The sequence below is a fragment of the Streptomyces bobili genome (assembly GCF_002154575.1).
Classification (GTDB): domain Bacteria; phylum Actinomycetota; class Actinomycetes; order Streptomycetales; family Streptomycetaceae; genus Streptomyces; species Streptomyces bobili.
On record NZ_MUBA01000109.1, the window covers coordinates 1 to 15,312 of the forward strand.

Annotated in this window: 15 protein-coding genes and 1 riboswitch; of the genes, 12 read left to right on the forward strand and 3 right to left on the reverse strand. The window is 68.9% G+C overall.

Annotated elements, in window-relative coordinates:
* The first annotated feature begins 160 nt into the window (after nt 1-160).
* The 4 genes from ctaC to BZL64_RS09930 all read left to right on the forward strand — a co-directional run bounded on the left by ctaC (nt 161) and on the right by BZL64_RS09930 (nt 4,638).
* Nucleotides 161-1,120 (forward strand): aa3-type cytochrome oxidase subunit II, encoded by a 960-nt coding sequence (gene ctaC / locus BZL64_RS09915; RefSeq protein ID WP_086768169.1) that lies wholly within the window; start codon nt 161-163, stop codon nt 1,118-1,120.
* Entirely contained in the window at nt 1,117-2,853 is a 1,737-nt protein-coding gene (gene ctaD, locus BZL64_RS09920) for an aa3-type cytochrome oxidase subunit I (RefSeq protein WP_086768171.1), read from the forward strand. The genes ctaC and ctaD overlap by 4 nt, the downstream gene beginning before the upstream one ends.
* Nucleotides 2,850-3,248: a cytochrome c oxidase subunit 4 gene (locus BZL64_RS09925; RefSeq protein WP_086768173.1), complete on the forward strand. Its 399-nt coding sequence runs from the start codon at nt 2,850-2,852 to the stop codon at nt 3,246-3,248. The genes ctaD and BZL64_RS09925 overlap by 4 nt, the downstream gene beginning before the upstream one ends.
* Nucleotides 3,249-3,378: 130 nt before the next feature.
* On the forward strand, nt 3,379-4,638 hold the full coding sequence (locus BZL64_RS09930; protein WP_086768176.1) for a L,D-transpeptidase: 1,260 nt from the start codon (nt 3,379-3,381) through the stop codon (nt 4,636-4,638).
* Between the two features lie 79 nt (nt 4,639-4,717).
* On the opposite strand, the gene BZL64_RS09935 is transcribed toward BZL64_RS09930, so the two are convergent.
* Nucleotides 4,718-5,119, reverse strand: a complete 402-nt coding sequence (locus BZL64_RS09935; RefSeq protein WP_086768178.1) for a response regulator — start codon at nt 5,117-5,119, stop codon at nt 4,718-4,720.
* A gap of 180 nt (nt 5,120-5,299) precedes the next feature.
* On the opposite strand from BZL64_RS09935, the gene ctaE reads away from it, so the two are divergent.
* From ctaE to BZL64_RS09965, 6 genes are all read left to right on the forward strand, one after another.
* Nucleotides 5,300-5,920 carry an aa3-type cytochrome oxidase subunit III gene (gene ctaE, locus BZL64_RS09940; protein ID WP_073491889.1) on the forward strand — a complete coding sequence of 207 codons (621 nt, stop codon included), beginning with the start codon at nt 5,300-5,302 and terminating at the stop codon, nt 5,918-5,920.
* A gap of 65 nt (nt 5,921-5,985) precedes the next feature.
* A complete protein-coding gene (gene qcrC / locus BZL64_RS09945) occupies nt 5,986-6,798 on the forward strand; it encodes a cytochrome bc1 complex diheme cytochrome c subunit (protein WP_086768180.1) in 813 nt (270 codons plus the stop codon).
* Nucleotides 6,795-7,853, forward strand: a complete 1,059-nt coding sequence (qcrA, locus tag BZL64_RS09950) for a cytochrome bc1 complex Rieske iron-sulfur subunit (protein WP_086768182.1) — start codon at nt 6,795-6,797, stop codon at nt 7,851-7,853. The genes qcrC and qcrA overlap by 4 nt, the downstream gene beginning before the upstream one ends.
* Nucleotides 7,850-9,472, forward strand: a complete 1,623-nt coding sequence (qcrB, locus tag BZL64_RS09955; RefSeq protein ID WP_086768184.1) for a cytochrome bc1 complex cytochrome b subunit — start codon at nt 7,850-7,852, stop codon at nt 9,470-9,472. Before qcrA ends, qcrB begins: the two co-directional genes overlap by 4 nt.
* 140 nt (nt 9,473-9,612) lie before the next feature.
* The gene (gene trpD / locus BZL64_RS09960; protein WP_086768186.1) at nt 9,613-10,677 is read left to right on the forward strand and encodes an anthranilate phosphoribosyltransferase; all 1,065 of its coding nucleotides are present in this window, start codon (nt 9,613-9,615) and stop codon (nt 10,675-10,677) included.
* Nucleotides 10,678-10,763: 86 nt separating this feature from the next.
* Nucleotides 10,764-10,880: riboswitch (SAM riboswitch) on the forward strand.
* 210 nt (nt 10,881-11,090) lie between these two features.
* Nucleotides 11,091-12,452, forward strand: coding sequence for an aminotransferase class V-fold PLP-dependent enzyme (locus BZL64_RS09965; protein ID WP_086768188.1), 1,362 nt, complete (start codon nt 11,091-11,093; stop codon nt 12,450-12,452).
* Between the two features lie 36 nt (nt 12,453-12,488).
* Here the strand turns inward: BZL64_RS09965 and BZL64_RS09970 are convergent, their stop codons facing one another.
* Nucleotides 12,489-12,770: an Lrp/AsnC family transcriptional regulator gene (locus BZL64_RS09970; RefSeq protein WP_086768190.1), complete on the reverse strand. Its 282-nt coding sequence runs from the start codon at nt 12,768-12,770 to the stop codon at nt 12,489-12,491.
* A complete protein-coding gene (locus BZL64_RS09975; RefSeq protein ID WP_086768192.1) occupies nt 12,767-13,501 on the reverse strand; it encodes a rhomboid family intramembrane serine protease in 735 nt (244 codons plus the stop codon). The genes BZL64_RS09970 and BZL64_RS09975 overlap by 4 nt, the downstream gene beginning before the upstream one ends.
* Nucleotides 13,502-13,671: 170 nt before the next feature.
* Here BZL64_RS09975 and BZL64_RS09980 point away from each other — a divergent pair, with 170 nt between their 5' ends.
* Nucleotides 13,672-13,911 (forward strand): hypothetical protein, encoded by a 240-nt coding sequence (locus BZL64_RS09980; RefSeq protein WP_086768194.1) that lies wholly within the window; start codon nt 13,672-13,674, stop codon nt 13,909-13,911.
* Between the two features lie 36 nt (nt 13,912-13,947).
* Nucleotides 13,948-15,294: an NYN domain-containing protein gene (locus BZL64_RS09985; RefSeq protein WP_086768196.1), complete on the forward strand. Its 1,347-nt coding sequence runs from the start codon at nt 13,948-13,950 to the stop codon at nt 15,292-15,294.
* Nucleotides 15,295-15,312: the final 18 nt, after the last annotated feature.

Below are 15,312 nucleotides of genomic sequence, written 5' to 3' on the forward strand. Positions count from 1 at the left end.
CGTAGCGCCTTCCCGAGAGTCTTCCCCGCGCGACCCCAAAACGCGTCCAGTAGGGTTTGGTCCGCATAAACATCCAAACCCCTGCCCGACGCAGGGCGGCGACCTACCAGCGAGAAGGCCGCAGCCGACCGCGCGGGCGAGACTCTCGGGAAGGCGCTACGTGAGTCCCAACGGCTCCGACCGCTCGCCGCGGCGCCCGATGCGGCGGAAGCTGCTGCAGGCACTGACCGCGGGCCTGGTCCTTGCGACCGCAACCGGTTGCACATACGAGGACTTCCCCCGCCTTGGTATGCCCACCCCCACCACGGAAGAGGCTCCGCGGATCCTCTCCTTGTGGCAGGGCTCGTGGGCTGCCGCGCTGGCCACCGGCGTGCTGGTGTGGGGCCTGATCCTGTGGAGTGCTTTCTTCCACCGGCGCAGCCGCACCAAGGTCGAGGTACCTCCGCAGACCCGGTACAACATGCCCATCGAGGCCTTGTACACGGTGGTACCGATCATCATCGTCTCGGTCCTCTTCTACTTCACGGCCCGCGACGAATCGAAGCTGCTCAGCCTCGACAAGAAGCCCGACGTCACGGTCAACGTGGTCGGCTTCCAGTGGAGCTGGTGCTTCAACTACATCGAGGGCGTCGACGGTTCCACCGGTGACGCGAAGTCCGACAAGAACCTGGCCGCCATCCCGGACCGGTACAAGAAGGACTTCCCGGCCGACGCGGGCGGTGTCTACACCTGCGGCACTCCCGGTGAGGAGAACCCGCAGACCCACAACCCCGGTCCGACCCTCTGGCTCCCCGAGGGCAAGACGGTCCGCTTCGTCCTCACCTCGCGGGATGTCATCCACTCCTTCTGGGTGGTGCCGTTCCTGATGAAGCAGGACGTCATCCCGGGCCACACCAATGCCTTCCAGGTGACCCCCAACAAGCAGGGCACCTTCCTGGGCAAGTGCGCCGAGCTCTGCGGCGTCGACCACTCGCGGATGCTGTTCAACGTGAAGGTCGTCTCCCCCGAGCGTTACGAGCAGCACCTCAAGGACCTCGCGAAGAAGGGGCAGACCGGTTACGTTCCCGCGGGCATCGAGCAGACGGCCCACGAGAAGAACCGGGAGACGACAAACCTGTGAGCATCCTCAACGAACCCCAGGGTGCCGCCGCAGCAGGGTCCCACTATGAGGACGAGCTGCCGGTCCGGGCCCAGCGCCGCGGCGAACTCGTCGTCAAGTGGCTCACCACGACGGACCACAAGACGATCGGCACGATGTACCTCGTGACGTCGTTCGCGTTCTTCTGCATCGGTGGCGTGATGGCGCTCTTCATGCGCGCCGAGCTGGCCCGTCCGGGCCTGCAGATCATGTCGAACGAGCAGTTCAACCAGGCGTTCACGATGCACGGCACGATCATGCTGCTGATGTTCGCGACCCCGCTCTTCGCGGGCTTCGCGAACTGGATCATGCCGCTCCAGATCGGCGCGCCGGACGTCGCGTTCCCGCGGCTGAACATGTTCGCCTACTGGCTGTACCTGTTCGGCTCGCTCATCGCCGTCGGTGGCTTCCTCACCCCGGACGGCGCGGCCGACTTCGGCTGGTTCGCCTACTCCCCGCTGTCGGACGCGGTCCGCAGCCCGGGTATCGGCGCCGACATGTGGATCATGGGTCTGGCCTTCTCCGGCTTCGGCACCATCCTCGGCTCGGTCAACTTCATCACCACGATCATCTGCATGCGCGCACCGGGCATGACGATGTTCCGCATGCCGATCTTCGTGTGGAACGTGCTGCTGACCGCCGTCCTGGTCCTGCTGGCCTTCCCGGTCCTCGCGGCCGCGCTGTTCGCCCTGGAGGCGGACCGCAAGTTCGGCGCCCACATCTTCGACGCCTCCAACGGCGGCGCGTTGCTGTGGCAACACCTCTTCTGGTTCTTCGGCCATCCAGAGGTGTACATCATCGCCTTGCCCTTCTTCGGCATCATCAGCGAGATCATCCCGGTCTTCTCCCGCAAGCCGATGTTCGGCTACATGGGCCTGATCGCCGCGACGATCTCGATCGCCGGCCTGTCCGTGACGGTGTGGGCGCACCACATGTACGTCACCGGCGGTGTGCTGCTGCCGTTCTTCTCCTTCATGACGTTCCTCATCGCCGTCCCGACGGGCGTGAAGTTCTTCAACTGGATCGGAACGATGTGGAAGGGGTCACTGAGTTTCGAGACCCCGATGCTCTGGGCGACCGGCTTCCTGGTCACCTTCACCTTCGGTGGTCTGACCGGCGTCATCCTGGCCTCGCCGCCGATGGACTTCCACGTGTCGGACTCGTACTTCGTGGTGGCGCACTTCCACTACGTCGTCTTCGGCACCGTCGTCTTCGCGATGTTCGCCGGCTTCCACTTCTGGTGGCCGAAGATGACCGGCAAGATGCTCGACGAGCGCCTCGGCAAGATCACCTTCTGGACGCTGTTCGCCGGCTTCCACGGCACGTTCCTGGTCCAGCACTGGCTGGGTGCCGAGGGCATGCCGCGCCGCTACGCGGACTACCTGGCCGCCGACGGCTTCACCGCCCTGAACACGATCTCGACGATCAGCTCGTTCGTGCTCGGCCTGTCCGTCCTGCCGTTCTTCTACAACGTGTGGAAGACCGCCAAGTACGGCAAGCCGGTCGCCGTCGACGACCCGTGGGGCTACGGCCGCTCCCTGGAGTGGGCGACCTCCTGCCCGCCGCCGCGGCACAACTTCCTCACCCTGCCGCGGATCCGCAGTGAATCCCCGGCGTTCGACCTGCACCACCCCGAGATCGCAGCACTCGAGCAGCTGGAGCACGCCGGTTCCGGCGCCGGCGCCATCGCGGGCGGCAAGGAGGCCGGCAAGTGAAGATCCAGGGCACGATGTTCATCTGGCTCGCTGTCTTCCTGCTCGCCATGGCGACCGTCTATGGCGTGTGGTCGAAGGAGCCGGTCGGTACGACAGCGCTCTTCCTGTCCTTCGCCCTGGCCATCATGGTCGGCTTCTACCTGGGCTTCACCGCCCGGCGGGTCGACACCGGTGCCCAGGACAACAAGGAGGCGGATGTCGCGGACGACGCCGGCGAGCTGGGCTTCTTCAGCCCGCACAGCTGGCAGCCGCTCTCCCTGGCCGTCGGCGGTGCCCTCGCCTTCCTGGGGGTCGCGGTCGGCTGGTGGCTGCTCTACTTCTCCGCCCCGCTGATCCTCATCGGCCTGTGGGGCTGGGTCTTCGAGTACTACCGCGGTGAGAACCGCACCCAGTAGCACGCGACGCGCGCGGCAGAGCCCGGACACTCCGTCAGGAGCGTCCGGGCTCCTGCTTTTGCCGTAATCGGGTTCGCCCGTACGTGTCACCCAGCGCGCCACGATTGACGCGGCTGCCTAGCGTGAGGTCATGAGCCACGAACCCCGCCCCGGCACCGTCGTCAGCTGCACGCTGCTGGTGACCGCCCTGGTCGCGGGCGCAACCGCCTGCGGCTCGGACGGCAACCCGCTCTCCTCACGTCCGTACGACGCGACGGACCAGATCTCCTTCAACGTCCCCGGCGGCGACGCCAGGAAGGCCGACCCGGACAAGCCCCTGGAGGTCAGGGCCGAGGACGACGACGAACGGATCACCGACGTCACCGCCCTGGACGCCACAGGCCGCTACCTGGCGGGCGAACTCTCCGCCGACGGCAGCCGCTGGCACAGCACCGAACCGCTGGCCGCCGACGCCCACTACACGGTCCGGGTGAGCACCGAGGACGAGGACGGCGCCCCCGGTCGCCGGGTCCTCACCTTCGACACCGGCAAGCCCACCGCCAAGAAGCGGCTGACCGTCACCTTCGGCCCCGGCGCGGGCACCTACGGCGTCGGCCGGCCCGTCACCGCCGAACTCAGCCGGCCGGTCAAGGACCCCGCCCAACGGGCCGTCGTCGAACGCGCCCTGAAGGTCGACGCCAAGCCCGCCGTGCAGGGCGGCTGGCACTGGGTGGACGACAAGACGCTGCACTACCGCCCGAAGGACTACTGGCCCGCCCACGCCACCATCCGCGTCCACAGCAACCTGGACGGCATAAAGGTCGGCGACCGCATCTGGGGCGGGAAGTCGAAGGACGTCAGACTCACCATCGGTGACCGCGTCATCGCCGTCACCGACGCCTCCTCGCACTCCCTCACGCTGTACCGCAACGGCGAAGAGGTGAAGCAGATCCCCGTCACCACGGGCAAGCCCGGCTTCGAGACCCGCAACGGGGTCAAGGTGATCCTGGGCAAGGAGTACTTCGTACAGATGCGCGGCACCAGCGTCGGCATCGCCGAGGGCTCCTCGGAGTCGTACGACCTGCCCGTCTACTACGCCACCCGCGTCACCTGGAGCGGCGAGTACGTGCACGCCGCCCCCTGGTCCGTCGGCTCCCAGGGCTACGCCAACGTCAGCCACGGCTGCGTCGGCATGAGCACCTCGAACGCCGAGTGGTTCTTCGACAACGTCCGCGAGGGCGACATCGTCCAGGTCGTCAACAGCGACGGCGACACGATGGAGACCTTCGGCAACGGCTTCGGCGACTGGAACCTGGACTGGAGGAAGTGGCGCGAGGGCAGCGCCCTGACCGGCGGCAAGCAGAAGACCCAGGAGGAGGACCCCTCAAGGCTGCGACCGGCGGCCGTGTAGCGCCCCCGTGAGCGCGGGGAGCGGCGCACACGGTCCACGGAGGGCCCTCAGCCGCCGGAGAACCCCCGCACCCGGCCTCTCAGGTGCCGACCAGGTTCTTGCGCCGCAGAATCGCCGCCAGGGCCGCCGCGAACTCCACGGGGTCCACCGGCAGGGTCACCGCCGCCTCCGCCCGGCTCCACGTGGCCAGCCACGCGTCCTGCGGCCGCCCGATGAGCAGCAGCACCGGCGGGCAGCGGAACACCTCGTCCTTGATCTGCCGGCACAGCCCCATGCCGCCCATGGGCGCGGCCTCGCCGTCCAGCACGCACACGTCGATCCCGCCCTTGTCCAGCTCCGTCAGCACGGCGGCGGACGTCGCGCACTCCAGGAACTCGACCAGGGGCGCGTCCGGGGCCGGCCGCCGGCCGACGGCCAGCCGCACCTGCTCCCGGGTGTTGGCGTCGTCGCTGTAGACCAGCACCGTGGCGGTCGCCTGCATGGTTCCTCCGCGTCATTGGAGTGGAACTTCCGGGGTACCGATGGGGCGGATGCTACTCCCCCGAACACCCCGTCAACACCTGTTGGAACATGCCCGCGATGGGCCATACGGGCAGTACACGACGTATGAACACTCCGAACGGCACCCCCCGGAGTGAGGGCGGGATAAGCGACCGACATAATGTCGGTCGTGGCGACAGCAACGACAGTAGATACCGGGCACGCGCACCCGTCGGTCAACCGGCCGAACCTCACCAGCGTCGGAACCATCATCTGGCTGAGTTCCGAGCTGATGTTCTTCGCGGCCCTCTTCGCGATGTACTTCACCCTGCGATCGGTGACGGGTCCGGACTTCTGGTCCGAGAAGGCCCACGCGTTGAACCTTCCGTTCTCCGCGACGAACACCACGATCCTGGTGCTCTCCTCCCTCACCTGCCAGCTCGGCGTCTTCGCCGCCGAGCGCGGTGACGTGAAGAAGCTCAGGATGTGGTTCATCGTCACCTTCGTGATGGGTGCGATCTTCATCGGCGGTCAGGTGTACGAGTACACCGAGCTGGTCAAGAAGGACGGGCTCTCGCTCTCCTCCGACCCGTACGGCTCGGCGTTCTACCTGACCACCGGGTTCCACGGCCTGCACGTGACGGGTGGCCTCATCGCCTTCCTGTTCGTCCTCGGCCGCACCTACGCGGCGAAGAGGTTCACACACGAGCAGGCGACGGCGGCCATCGTCGTGTCCTACTACTGGCACTTCGTCGATGTCGTCTGGATCGGCCTCTTCGCCACGATCTACCTGATCAAGTAGCCGGGCCCGATCCCGCACCCATCCCGCACGCATCGACGCAGAAGATCCTGACACCGGGGTAATCCGTGAAAAAGCTCTCCGCACGACGACGCCATCCGATGGCGGCGCTCGTCGTCCTACTCCTCGCGCTGGCATGCACCGGGGGGCTGTACGCCGCGTTCGCACCCGCGAGCAAGGCGCAGGCAGACGAAACCGCCCAGTCCCTCGCCATCGACGAGGGCAAGAAGCTCTACGCCGTCGGCTGCGCCAGCTGCCACGGCACCGGCGGTCAGGGCGGTTCCGACGGTCCTAGCCTGGTCGGCGTGGGCGCCGCGGCCGTCGACTTCCAGGTCTCCACGGGCCGGATGCCGGCCGCGACCTCCCAGGGCGTCCAGGTACCGACGAAGAAGAACATCTACACGCAGGCCGAGATCGACCAGCTCGCCGCGTACATCGCCTCGTTCGGCGCAGGCCCGAACGTCCCCACCGAGGCCCAGTACGGCCCCGAGGGCGCGGACATCGCCAAGGGCGGTGACCTGTTCCGCACGAACTGCGCCCAGTGCCACAACTTCACCGGTAAGGGCGGCGCCCTCACCCGCGGCAAGTACGCGCCCTCGCTGGAGGACGTGGACCCCAAGCACATCTACGAGGCCATGCAAACCGGCCCGCAGAACATGCCCTCCTTCCCCGACACGACGCTGTCGGAGCAGAACAAGAAGGACATCATCGCGTACCTGGACGCGGTCAACAGCTCCGACTCCGAGAGCCCCGGCGGCCTTGAGCTGGGCGGCCTCGGGCCGGTCAGCGAGGGCCTCTTCGGCTGGATCTTCGGTCTCGGCGGGCTGATCGCCGTAGCCGTGTGGGTCGCCGCCCGGACCGCAAAGGCCAAGAAGTCATGAGTAGCCAAGACATTCCAGAAGAGAACCTGCCCGCTGAGCAGGATCACGCCCATGGAGCCGTAGGCGTCGCGGACGAGAAGAACCCGTTCGCCGACCCCGGGCTGCCGCCGCACGAGCACCGGATCCAGGACATCGACGAGCGGGCCGCCAAGCGGTCCGAGCGCGCGGTCGCCTTCATGTTCACGCTGTCGATGCTGGCCACCGTCGGCTTCATCGTCTCGTACGTGACGATCCCGCACGACAAGTCGGTCTTCATCTTCCCGCTCGGCCACATCAGCGCGCTGAACTTCGCGCTCGGTATGACGCTGGGCGCGGCCCTGTTCTGCATCGGCGCGGGCGCGGTCCACTGGGCCCGCACCCTGATGTCCGACGTGGAAATCGCCGACGAGCGTCACGCGATCGCGGCCGAGCCCGAGGTCAAGGCCAAGGTCATGGCCGACTTCCGGGACGGCGCCAAGGAGTCCGCGCTGGGCCGCCGCAAGCTGATCCGCAACACGATGTTCGGCGCGCTGGCCCTGTTCCCGCTCTCCAGCGTGATGCTGCTGCGCGACCTCGGTCCGCTGCCCGGCGACAAGCTGCGCCACACCCTGTGGGCCAAGGGCAAGCTGCTCGTGAACATGAACACCAACGAGCCGCTGCGTCCCTCGGACGTCGCCGTCGGTTCCCTCACCTTCGCCAAGCCCGAAGGCCTGGAGGAGCACGACCACGACTTCCAGACCGAGATCGCCAAGGCCGCCCTGATGATCGTCCGCATCCAGCCGGACAACATCAAGGACAAGCGCGAGCTCGAGTGGTCGCACCAGGGCATCGTGGCGTACTCGAAGATCTGCACCCACGTCGGCTGCCCGATCTCGCTGTACGAGCAGCAGACGCACCACGTGCTGTGCCCCTGCCACCAGTCCACCTTCGACCTGTCCGACGGTGCCCGAGTCATCTTCGGTCCCGCCGGTCACGCCCTGCCGCAGCTGCGCATCGGCGTGAACGACGAGGGCTACCTCGAGGCGCTCGGCGACTTCGAAGAGCCCGTCGGTCCTGCCTTCTGGGAGCGCGGATGAGTAACAAGGACGACCGCCGCAAGGCACCCGCGGGCGAGCGGGTCGCCGACTGGGCCGACGGCCGCCTGGGGATCTACTCCCTGGCCAAGGCCAACATGCGCAAGATCTTCCCGGACCACTGGTCCTTCATGCTCGGTGAGATCTGCCTCTACAGCTTCATCATCATCATCCTCACGGGTGTGTATCTGACGCTGTTCTTCCACCCGTCGATGAACGAGGTGGAGTACCACGGCAGCTACGTCCCGCTGCAGGGTCAGCTGATGTCCGAGGCCTTCAACTCGACCATGCACATCTCCTTCGATGTGCGCGGTGGTCTGCTCATCCGGCAGATCCACCACTGGGCCGCGGTCATCTTCCTCGCCGGCATGTTCGTGCACATGATGCGCGTCTTCTTCACGGGCGCCTTCCGCAAGCCGCGCGAGATCAACTGGCTGTTCGGCTTCCTGCTGTTCGTCCTGGGCATGTTCACCGGGTTCACCGGCTACTCGCTCCCCGACGACCTGCTCTCCGGCACCGGTGTCCGCTTCACGCAGGGCGCGATCCTGTCCGTGCCGATCGTCGGCACGTACATCTCGATGTTCCTGTTCGGCGGGGAGTTCCCGGGCGGCGACTTCGTCGCGCGGTTCTACTCGATCCACATCCTGCTGCTGCCGGGCATCATGCTCGGGCTCGTGGTCGGCCACCTGATCCTGGTCTTCTACCACAAGCACACCCAGTTCGCGGGTCCCGGACGCACCAACAAGAACGTCGTCGGCATGCCGCTGCTGCCGGTCTACATGGCCAAGGCCGGAGGCTTCTTCTTCCTGGTCTTCGGCGCCATCGCGGCCATCGCGGGCTTCGCGTCCATCAACCCGATCTGGGTGCTGGGCCCCTATCGTCCCGATCAGGTGTCCACCGGCGCCCAGCCCGACTGGTACATGGGCTTCGCCGAGGGTCTGATCCGCGCCATGCCGGGCTGGGAGATCAACTTCTGGGGCCACACGCTGGTCCTGGGCGTGTTCATCCCGCTGGTCCTGTTCGGTGTGTTCCTCGGCATGATCGCCATGTACCCGTTCATCGAGTCCTGGGTCACCGGCGACAAGCGCGAGCACCACATCCTGGACCGTCCGCGCAACGCCCCGACCCGTACGGCCTTCGGTGTCGCCTGGGTCACCGGCTACATGATCATGCTGATCGGTGGTGGCAATGACATCTTCGCCACCCACTTCCATCTGTCGATCAACGCGGTCACCTGGTTCGTCCGGATCGGCTTCTTCGCCGGACCGGTCATCGCCTTCGTGGTCACCAAGCGGATCTGCCTCGGCCTCCAGCGCCGCGACAAGGACAAGGTGCTGCACGGTCGTGAGACCGGCACCATCAAGCGTCTGCCGCACGGTGAGTTCATCGAGGTGCACGAGCCGCTCAGCCAGGAGGCGCTCTACACGCTCACCTCGCACGAGCAGTACACGCCGGCCGAGATCGGCCCGACGGTCGACGAGAACGGCGTCGAGCGCAAGGTGGGGCGCGGCGAGAAGGTCCGCGTCAAGCTGAGCAAGGCGTACTACGGCGAGGAGAACCAGATCCCCAAGCCGACCGTCGAGGAGTACAAGGAGATCACGAGCGGCCACGGCCACCACTGATCACTGCGTCGCCACGCAACCAGAGAAGGGCCCCGTCCGGTGTTCGGACGGGGCCCTTCGCCCTGTCCGCGGCTGGATAGGGTGGACCCGTAGAGACGCGCGTCCCGTGCAGCGGGACCACACTGACCCAGGAGCGGCTTATGAGCGCTGTGACCCCCGCCGGAGGCGACACCGCGGCGGACCGTTCCTGGCCCGAGGTGCTGAACGCCCTGCTGTACGGCCGTGACCAGAGCGCCGACGCCACGGCGTGGGCGATGGACCGGATCATGCGGGGCGAGGCCACCGACGCGCAGATCGCCGGGTTCGTGGTGGCGCTGCGCGCCAAGGGCGAGACCGTCGAGGAGATCAACGGGCTGGTCCGCGCGATGTACGAGCACGCCAACGTGATCGAGGTGCCCGGCGCGACGGTCGACATCGTCGGCACGGGCGGCGACGGCGCGAAGACGGTCAACATCTCCACGATGTCCTCGATCGTCGTCGCCGGCACCGGTGCGAAGGTCGTCAAGCACGGCAACCGGGCCGCGTCCTCCGCGTCCGGCGCCTCCGACGTCCTGGAGAAGCTGGGCGTCCGCCTCGACCTGACCCCGCAGCGGGTGGCCGAGGTCGCCGAGGAGGCCGGGATCACCTTCTGCTTCGCGATCAAGTTCCATCCGGCGCTGCGTCACGCGGGCGCCGCCCGTGGGCAGTTGGGCATCCGCACGGTCTTCAACGTCCTCGGTCCGCTGACCAACCCGGCCCGGGTGCGCGCCCAGGCGGTCGGGGTGGCGGACCCGCGCATGGCGCCGATCGTCGCGGGCGTCTTCGCCGAACGCGGCAACTCCTCGCTGGTGTTCCGCGGCGACGACGGCCTCGACGAGCTGACGACGACCTCCACCTCGCGGGTCTGGATCGTCCGCGACGGCAAGGTCACCGAGGAGTCCTTCGACCCGCGCGACGTCGGCCTGCGACTGGTCCCCGTCGAGGCCCTGCGGGGCGCCGACGCCGCCTACAACGCCGAGGTGGCGCGCAGGCTGCTGGACGGCGAGACGGGCCCGGTCAGGGATGCCGTACTGCTGAACTCGGCGGCGGCGCTGGTCGCTCTGGAGCCGACCGGGGCGCCGCTGGCCGAGCAACTCCTGTCCGGCATGGCCAGGGCCGCGGAGTCGCTCGACTCGGGGGCGGCGAAGCGGACGCTGGACCGCTGGGCGGCGGTCACCCACGCCTGAGCGTGCGTCGAGGGCGCGGTCCAGGCCGTCTCAGGGAATGGACCGCGCCTTGCGCGTCGATGATCGTATGGCAGGATGCTGTACCAGGTCATGAGCGACAGTCATGAGGCCCCGGCCGACTGTCCGGCAACCCTCCGTCCGTGGCGGGGTGCCCCGGGTGAGGACCAGGCCGCAGACAGCAAGGTCTACGGCAAGCGCGGACCCCTCGCACTCTCTTCCGAGTGAGCGCGGCCAGGGGTCCTGGTCGTCGAGGAGCCTTCCGTGAGCAAGCGAATGCGATAGGGCCGCAGAGCCCCGCTTCAGCGTCCCTCTGTCACCTTTCCCCACGCTCGAGCCGTAGTCGCTCGCGTGTCGCCGTGCCCTTCGGAGTCTTCCCCCGAACCCGCGGCCCTTGCCTCTCACGGGAGTTCGCCATGTCTGTCTCCACCGCCGCCGCCACCCAGACCATTTGCGCCCCGCTGCCCGTTCTGGGCCGTGATGTCACCGTCCCGCTCGTCACCGGTGGCGAAGTCGGCTACGCGGCCCTCGACTACGCCGCCAGCGCCCCCGCCCTCCAGCGCGTCTGGGACGACGTGGCGGCCTACGCCCCCTACTACGGCAGCGTCCACCGCGGCGCCGGCTACCTCTCCCAGCTCTCCACCGACCTCTTCGAGAACGCCCGCCGGACCGTCACCGAGTTCCTCGACTGCCGGGCCGACGACCAGCTGGTCTTCACCCGCTCCACCACCGACTCCCTCAACCTCCTCGCCGCCGCGCTCCCCGCCGACTGCCAGGTCTTCGTCTTCGAGACCGAGCACCACGCCTCGCTGCTGCCCTGGAAGGACGCCCGGGTCACCTACCTCGATGCCCCGCGCACCCCGCGGCAGGCCGTCGCCACCCTGGGGAGCGCGCTCGCCGGCCGTGACCCGCACGGCCCCGCCCTGGTCTGCGTCACCGGCGCCTCCAACGTCACCGGCGAGCTGTGGCCCGTACGCGAACTGGCCGCCGCGGCCCACGCCCACGGTGCCCGGATCGTCCTGGACGCCGCCCAGCTCGCCCCGCACCACCCGGTGTCCGTCCGGGACCTCGACGTCGACTGGGTCGCCTTCTCCGGCCACAAGCTGTACGCCCCCTTCGGCTCCGGCGTTCTGGCCGGCCGCGCCGACTGGCTGCGGGCGGCCGAGCCGTACCTCGCGGGCGGCGGCGCCAGCCGCAAGGTCACCCGGCGGCAGGACGGGGGAGTGGACGTGGAGTGGCACGAGAGCGCCGCCCGGCACGAGGCGGGCTCCCCGAACGTCATCGGCGCCTACTCCATCGCCTCCGCGTGCAAGGCGCTCGCCGAGGCGGGCTTCGACACCCTCGTGGCCCGCGAGCAGCACCTCGTCGAGAAGGTCCGCACGGGCCTCGCGGACGTCCCCGAGGTGCGGATCCTGTCCCTCTTCGGCGACGACGCCCCGCGCGTCGGCGTCATCTCCTTCGTCGTGGAGGGCTGGAACAGCTCGCACTTCGCCGCCGCGCTCTCCGCCGAGTACGGCATCGGCGTCCGCGACGGCCTGTTCTGCGCCCACCCCCTGGTCCGCACGCTCCTGGGCAGCGACCCCCAGAGTCAGGGCGAGTGCGGTGCTCCCGAGGCGGCCCCCGGCGAGAAGTCCCTCAACGCGATCCGCGTGAGCTTCGGCGCGGGCACCCCCGACGAGCACGTCGACCGCTTCGTGGCGGCCGTACGGGAACTGGTGACCGAGGGTGCGACGTGGACGTACCGGACCGAGGACGGCCGCTGCGTCCCGGCGGTGTAGTTCCGGTTCTGTGCGCCGGAGGCGGTGGTCAGGCGGTCAGGAGTCCAGGCCGATCGCGAACGCCGCCTCCAGGTCGTGCTGCGAGTACGTACGGAACGCCACGTGGGTGTCCGTCGCCTCCACGCCCGGGATCTTGCTGATCCGCCCCGGGATCATCTCGGCGAGATCCTCGTGCCGGCGCACCCGCACCATGGCGATCAGGTCGTAGGTGCCGGTCACGGAGAACACCTCGCTCACGGACTCCAGCGAGGCGATCGACTCGGCGATCTCGGGGATCCGGTCCACGCTGGTCTTGATGAGGACGATCGCGGTGATCACGGCTGGTTCTCTCCCTCGGGGGCCGGAGCTGGGCTGCTGCTCACTCTAGTGGGCCGGGTGAACCGGGCCCACGCGTAGACGAACCCCAGCCCGAAGCCCACGAGGTGCGCCAGGTAGGCCACGCCCGGACCGGACCCGGCCCGGCCCGCCGCCAGCCATTGCAGCGCCGCCCAGAAGGGCAGCACGACCCAGGCCGGGAAGCGCAGCGGCAGGAAGAAGAGGAACGGCAGCAGACTCGTGACGCGGGCCCGGGGAAACAGGTACAGGAACGCGCCGAGGACCGCCGAGATCGCGCCGGAGGCGCCGACCAGGGACTGCTCGGAGCCGGCGTTGACGGCGGCGTAGCCCAGCAGGGCCAGGGCGCCGCAGCCGAGGTAGAAGAGGGTGAACTCGACGCGGCCCATCCGGTGCTCGGTCATCGTGCCGAAGACGTACAGGAAGAGCATGTTGCCCAGCAGGTGCACCCAGCTGCCGTGGACGAACAGGGCGGTGAGGGGGGTGAGGGCGGCCCTCGGCCCGCCTTCGAACAGGTCTGCGGGGATCACGCCCCAGCGGCGGAAATAGGCGCGCTGCGCGAGTACCTGCTCCTCGCCGGTGCCGTACACCGGATCGAGGCCCGAGGCCGGGCCGATCACGAAGATCAGGCAGCACAGGGCCATCAGGAGGTACGTCACCGGGGCCGCGGGGTGGCGGACGGCCCGGCCCAGGGGCCCGCTCCAGTCGCTGATCATGGATACAGAGCATGGCGTAACGGGACGTACGGGGCAGGGCCGCCTCGCCGCCGTGGACGGACGGGCGGCGAGTACCCGCCAGGCCGTAGGGTTACGAGCCACATGCTCCGGGGGCCCTGTGCGCACCCCGGTCCCGGAAGACCGACACTAGAAGGAAGCGGACAGTCACGATGACGGTTCCCCTGCCGACCGCCACGACGCGGTGGCGCTGCACCCTCTGCGGCAACCTCACGCGGTTCGACGTGACGCGCTCGTCGAAGGTCGTCGAGTACGTCCACCTCGACCTCGCCGGAGAGGCGAACGTGGAGGAGCGCGAGGTGGTCAGTGAGACCATCGAGTCGGTGCGGTGCCGTTGGTGCAACGCCGTGGATCAGGTGGAACTGGTGGACAGGCCGGGCGCCGGCTCCTGAGGGAGCCGGTCCCGCACAGCTAGTGGGGTGTGACGGATGGTGGAGACCACGGGCGGGGGGCCGGGCGACGGCGCCGCCGAGGTGCTCGACCGTCCGCTGCCCGACGGCGTGCGCCGCCGGGTCGTGCAGATCGTCTCGGACGGCTTCGGAGGTCTGACCGTCGTCGAACTGCCCGCCCAGTTGCGGCAGTACGCCCGGTTCGCCCCGAACCGCCGGGCCAAATTCGCGGGCAACGCGATGGCGGCAGCCCTGGAGACCGATCCGCTGTTCCGCCAGCGCATCGCGGAGAAGTTCAGAGAGGCCCAGCCGGAACTGGCCGGTGTCCTCGACTCCGGCTCGCCGCCGCCCCCGGCCGCGGACCCGCTCGACGTGGCCGCCGCGGCCTATGTGCTGCGCCCCACCGGCTGGGTCAAGCTGGTCACCGCGGCCGGCGAGGAGGCCCAGCGGGCGGACGCCGAGCGGGCCGACGAGGAGAGCCGCGCGGAGCTGGAGCGGCTGCGCGAGCAGCTCGCCGAGGCCCGGGAGCTGACCCGGACCGAGACCGAGCGGCTGCGCACCGAACTGGACGCGGCCAAGCGGGAGGCCGAGTCGTTGCACCGAAAGCTGCGGTCGGCCCTCAGTGACGTCAAGCGCGGTGAGGCCGCGCTGCGCAAGCTCCGGGGCGAGTTGGACACCGTGCGGAGCGAGGGGCAGACGCAGGTGTCCGCGGCCGAGAGCGAGTCGCGGCGGCTGAAGACGCGGCTCGGCGAGGCCGAGGCCGCCCTGGAGGCCACCCGGCGGGCGGCCCGCGAGAACCGCAGCGTCGAGGACATGAGGGTACGGCTGCTGCTGGACACCCTGCTGGAATCGGCCCAAGGGCTGCGCAGGGAACTGGCGTTGCCGCCGGTGTCGGTGCGTCCCGCGGAGACCGTCGACGCGGTGGAGCCCGGCCGGATGACCCCCAAGGACATCGCGGCCCGCGCACTGTCGGAGAACGACCCCGCGATCCTGGACCAGTTGCTCGCCCTGCCGCAGGCGCATCTCGTCGTCGACGGCTACAACGTCACCAAGACCGGCTATCCGCAGATGCCGTTGGAGAAGCAGCGGCTGCGGCTGCTCGGCCAGCTGTCGGCGCTGGCCGCGCAGACCGGCGCCGAGGTCACCTGCGTCTTCGACGGGGCCGAGCTGGTGGCGCCGGTGCTGCTGGCGCCGCCGCGCGGGGTGCGGGTGCTGTTCTCCAAGCCGGGCATCACCGCCGACGAGCTGATCCGCCAGCTGGTGCGGGCCGAGCCGCCCGGCCGGCCGGTCATCGTCGCCTCGACCGACCGTGAGGTGGCCGACGGGGTGGCCAAGGCGGGGGCGCGTCCTGTCGCTTCTGCGGTGCTCCTGAAGCGACTGACCTGAAGGTCAACGTAAGGGGCC

Bases quoted from the DNA above. Each gene is read 5' to 3' on its own strand.
- qcrB (WP_086768184.1), top strand. From the start codon at position 7,850: ATGAGTAACAAGGACGACCGCCGCAAGGCACCCGCGGGCGAGCGGGTC.
- BZL64_RS09985 (WP_086768196.1), top strand. From the start codon at position 13,948: ATGGTGGAGACCACGGGCGGGGGGCCGGGCGACGGCGCCGCCGAGGTG.
- qcrA (WP_086768182.1), top strand. From the start codon at position 6,795: ATGAGTAGCCAAGACATTCCAGAAGAGAACCTGCCCGCTGAGCAGGAT.
- BZL64_RS09930 (WP_086768176.1), top strand. From the start codon at position 3,379: ATGAGCCACGAACCCCGCCCCGGCACCGTCGTCAGCTGCACGCTGCTG.
- ctaE (WP_073491889.1), top strand. From the start codon at position 5,300: ATGTCGGTCGTGGCGACAGCAACGACAGTAGATACCGGGCACGCGCAC.
- BZL64_RS09935 (WP_086768178.1), bottom strand. From the start codon at position 5,119: ATGCAGGCGACCGCCACGGTGCTGGTCTACAGCGACGACGCCAACACC.
- BZL64_RS09975 (WP_086768192.1), bottom strand. From the start codon at position 13,501: ATGATCAGCGACTGGAGCGGGCCCCTGGGCCGGGCCGTCCGCCACCCC.
- BZL64_RS09980 (WP_086768194.1), top strand. From the start codon at position 13,672: ATGACGGTTCCCCTGCCGACCGCCACGACGCGGTGGCGCTGCACCCTC.
- BZL64_RS09965 (WP_086768188.1), top strand. From the start codon at position 11,091: ATGTCTGTCTCCACCGCCGCCGCCACCCAGACCATTTGCGCCCCGCTG.
- trpD (WP_086768186.1), top strand. From the start codon at position 9,613: ATGAGCGCTGTGACCCCCGCCGGAGGCGACACCGCGGCGGACCGTTCC.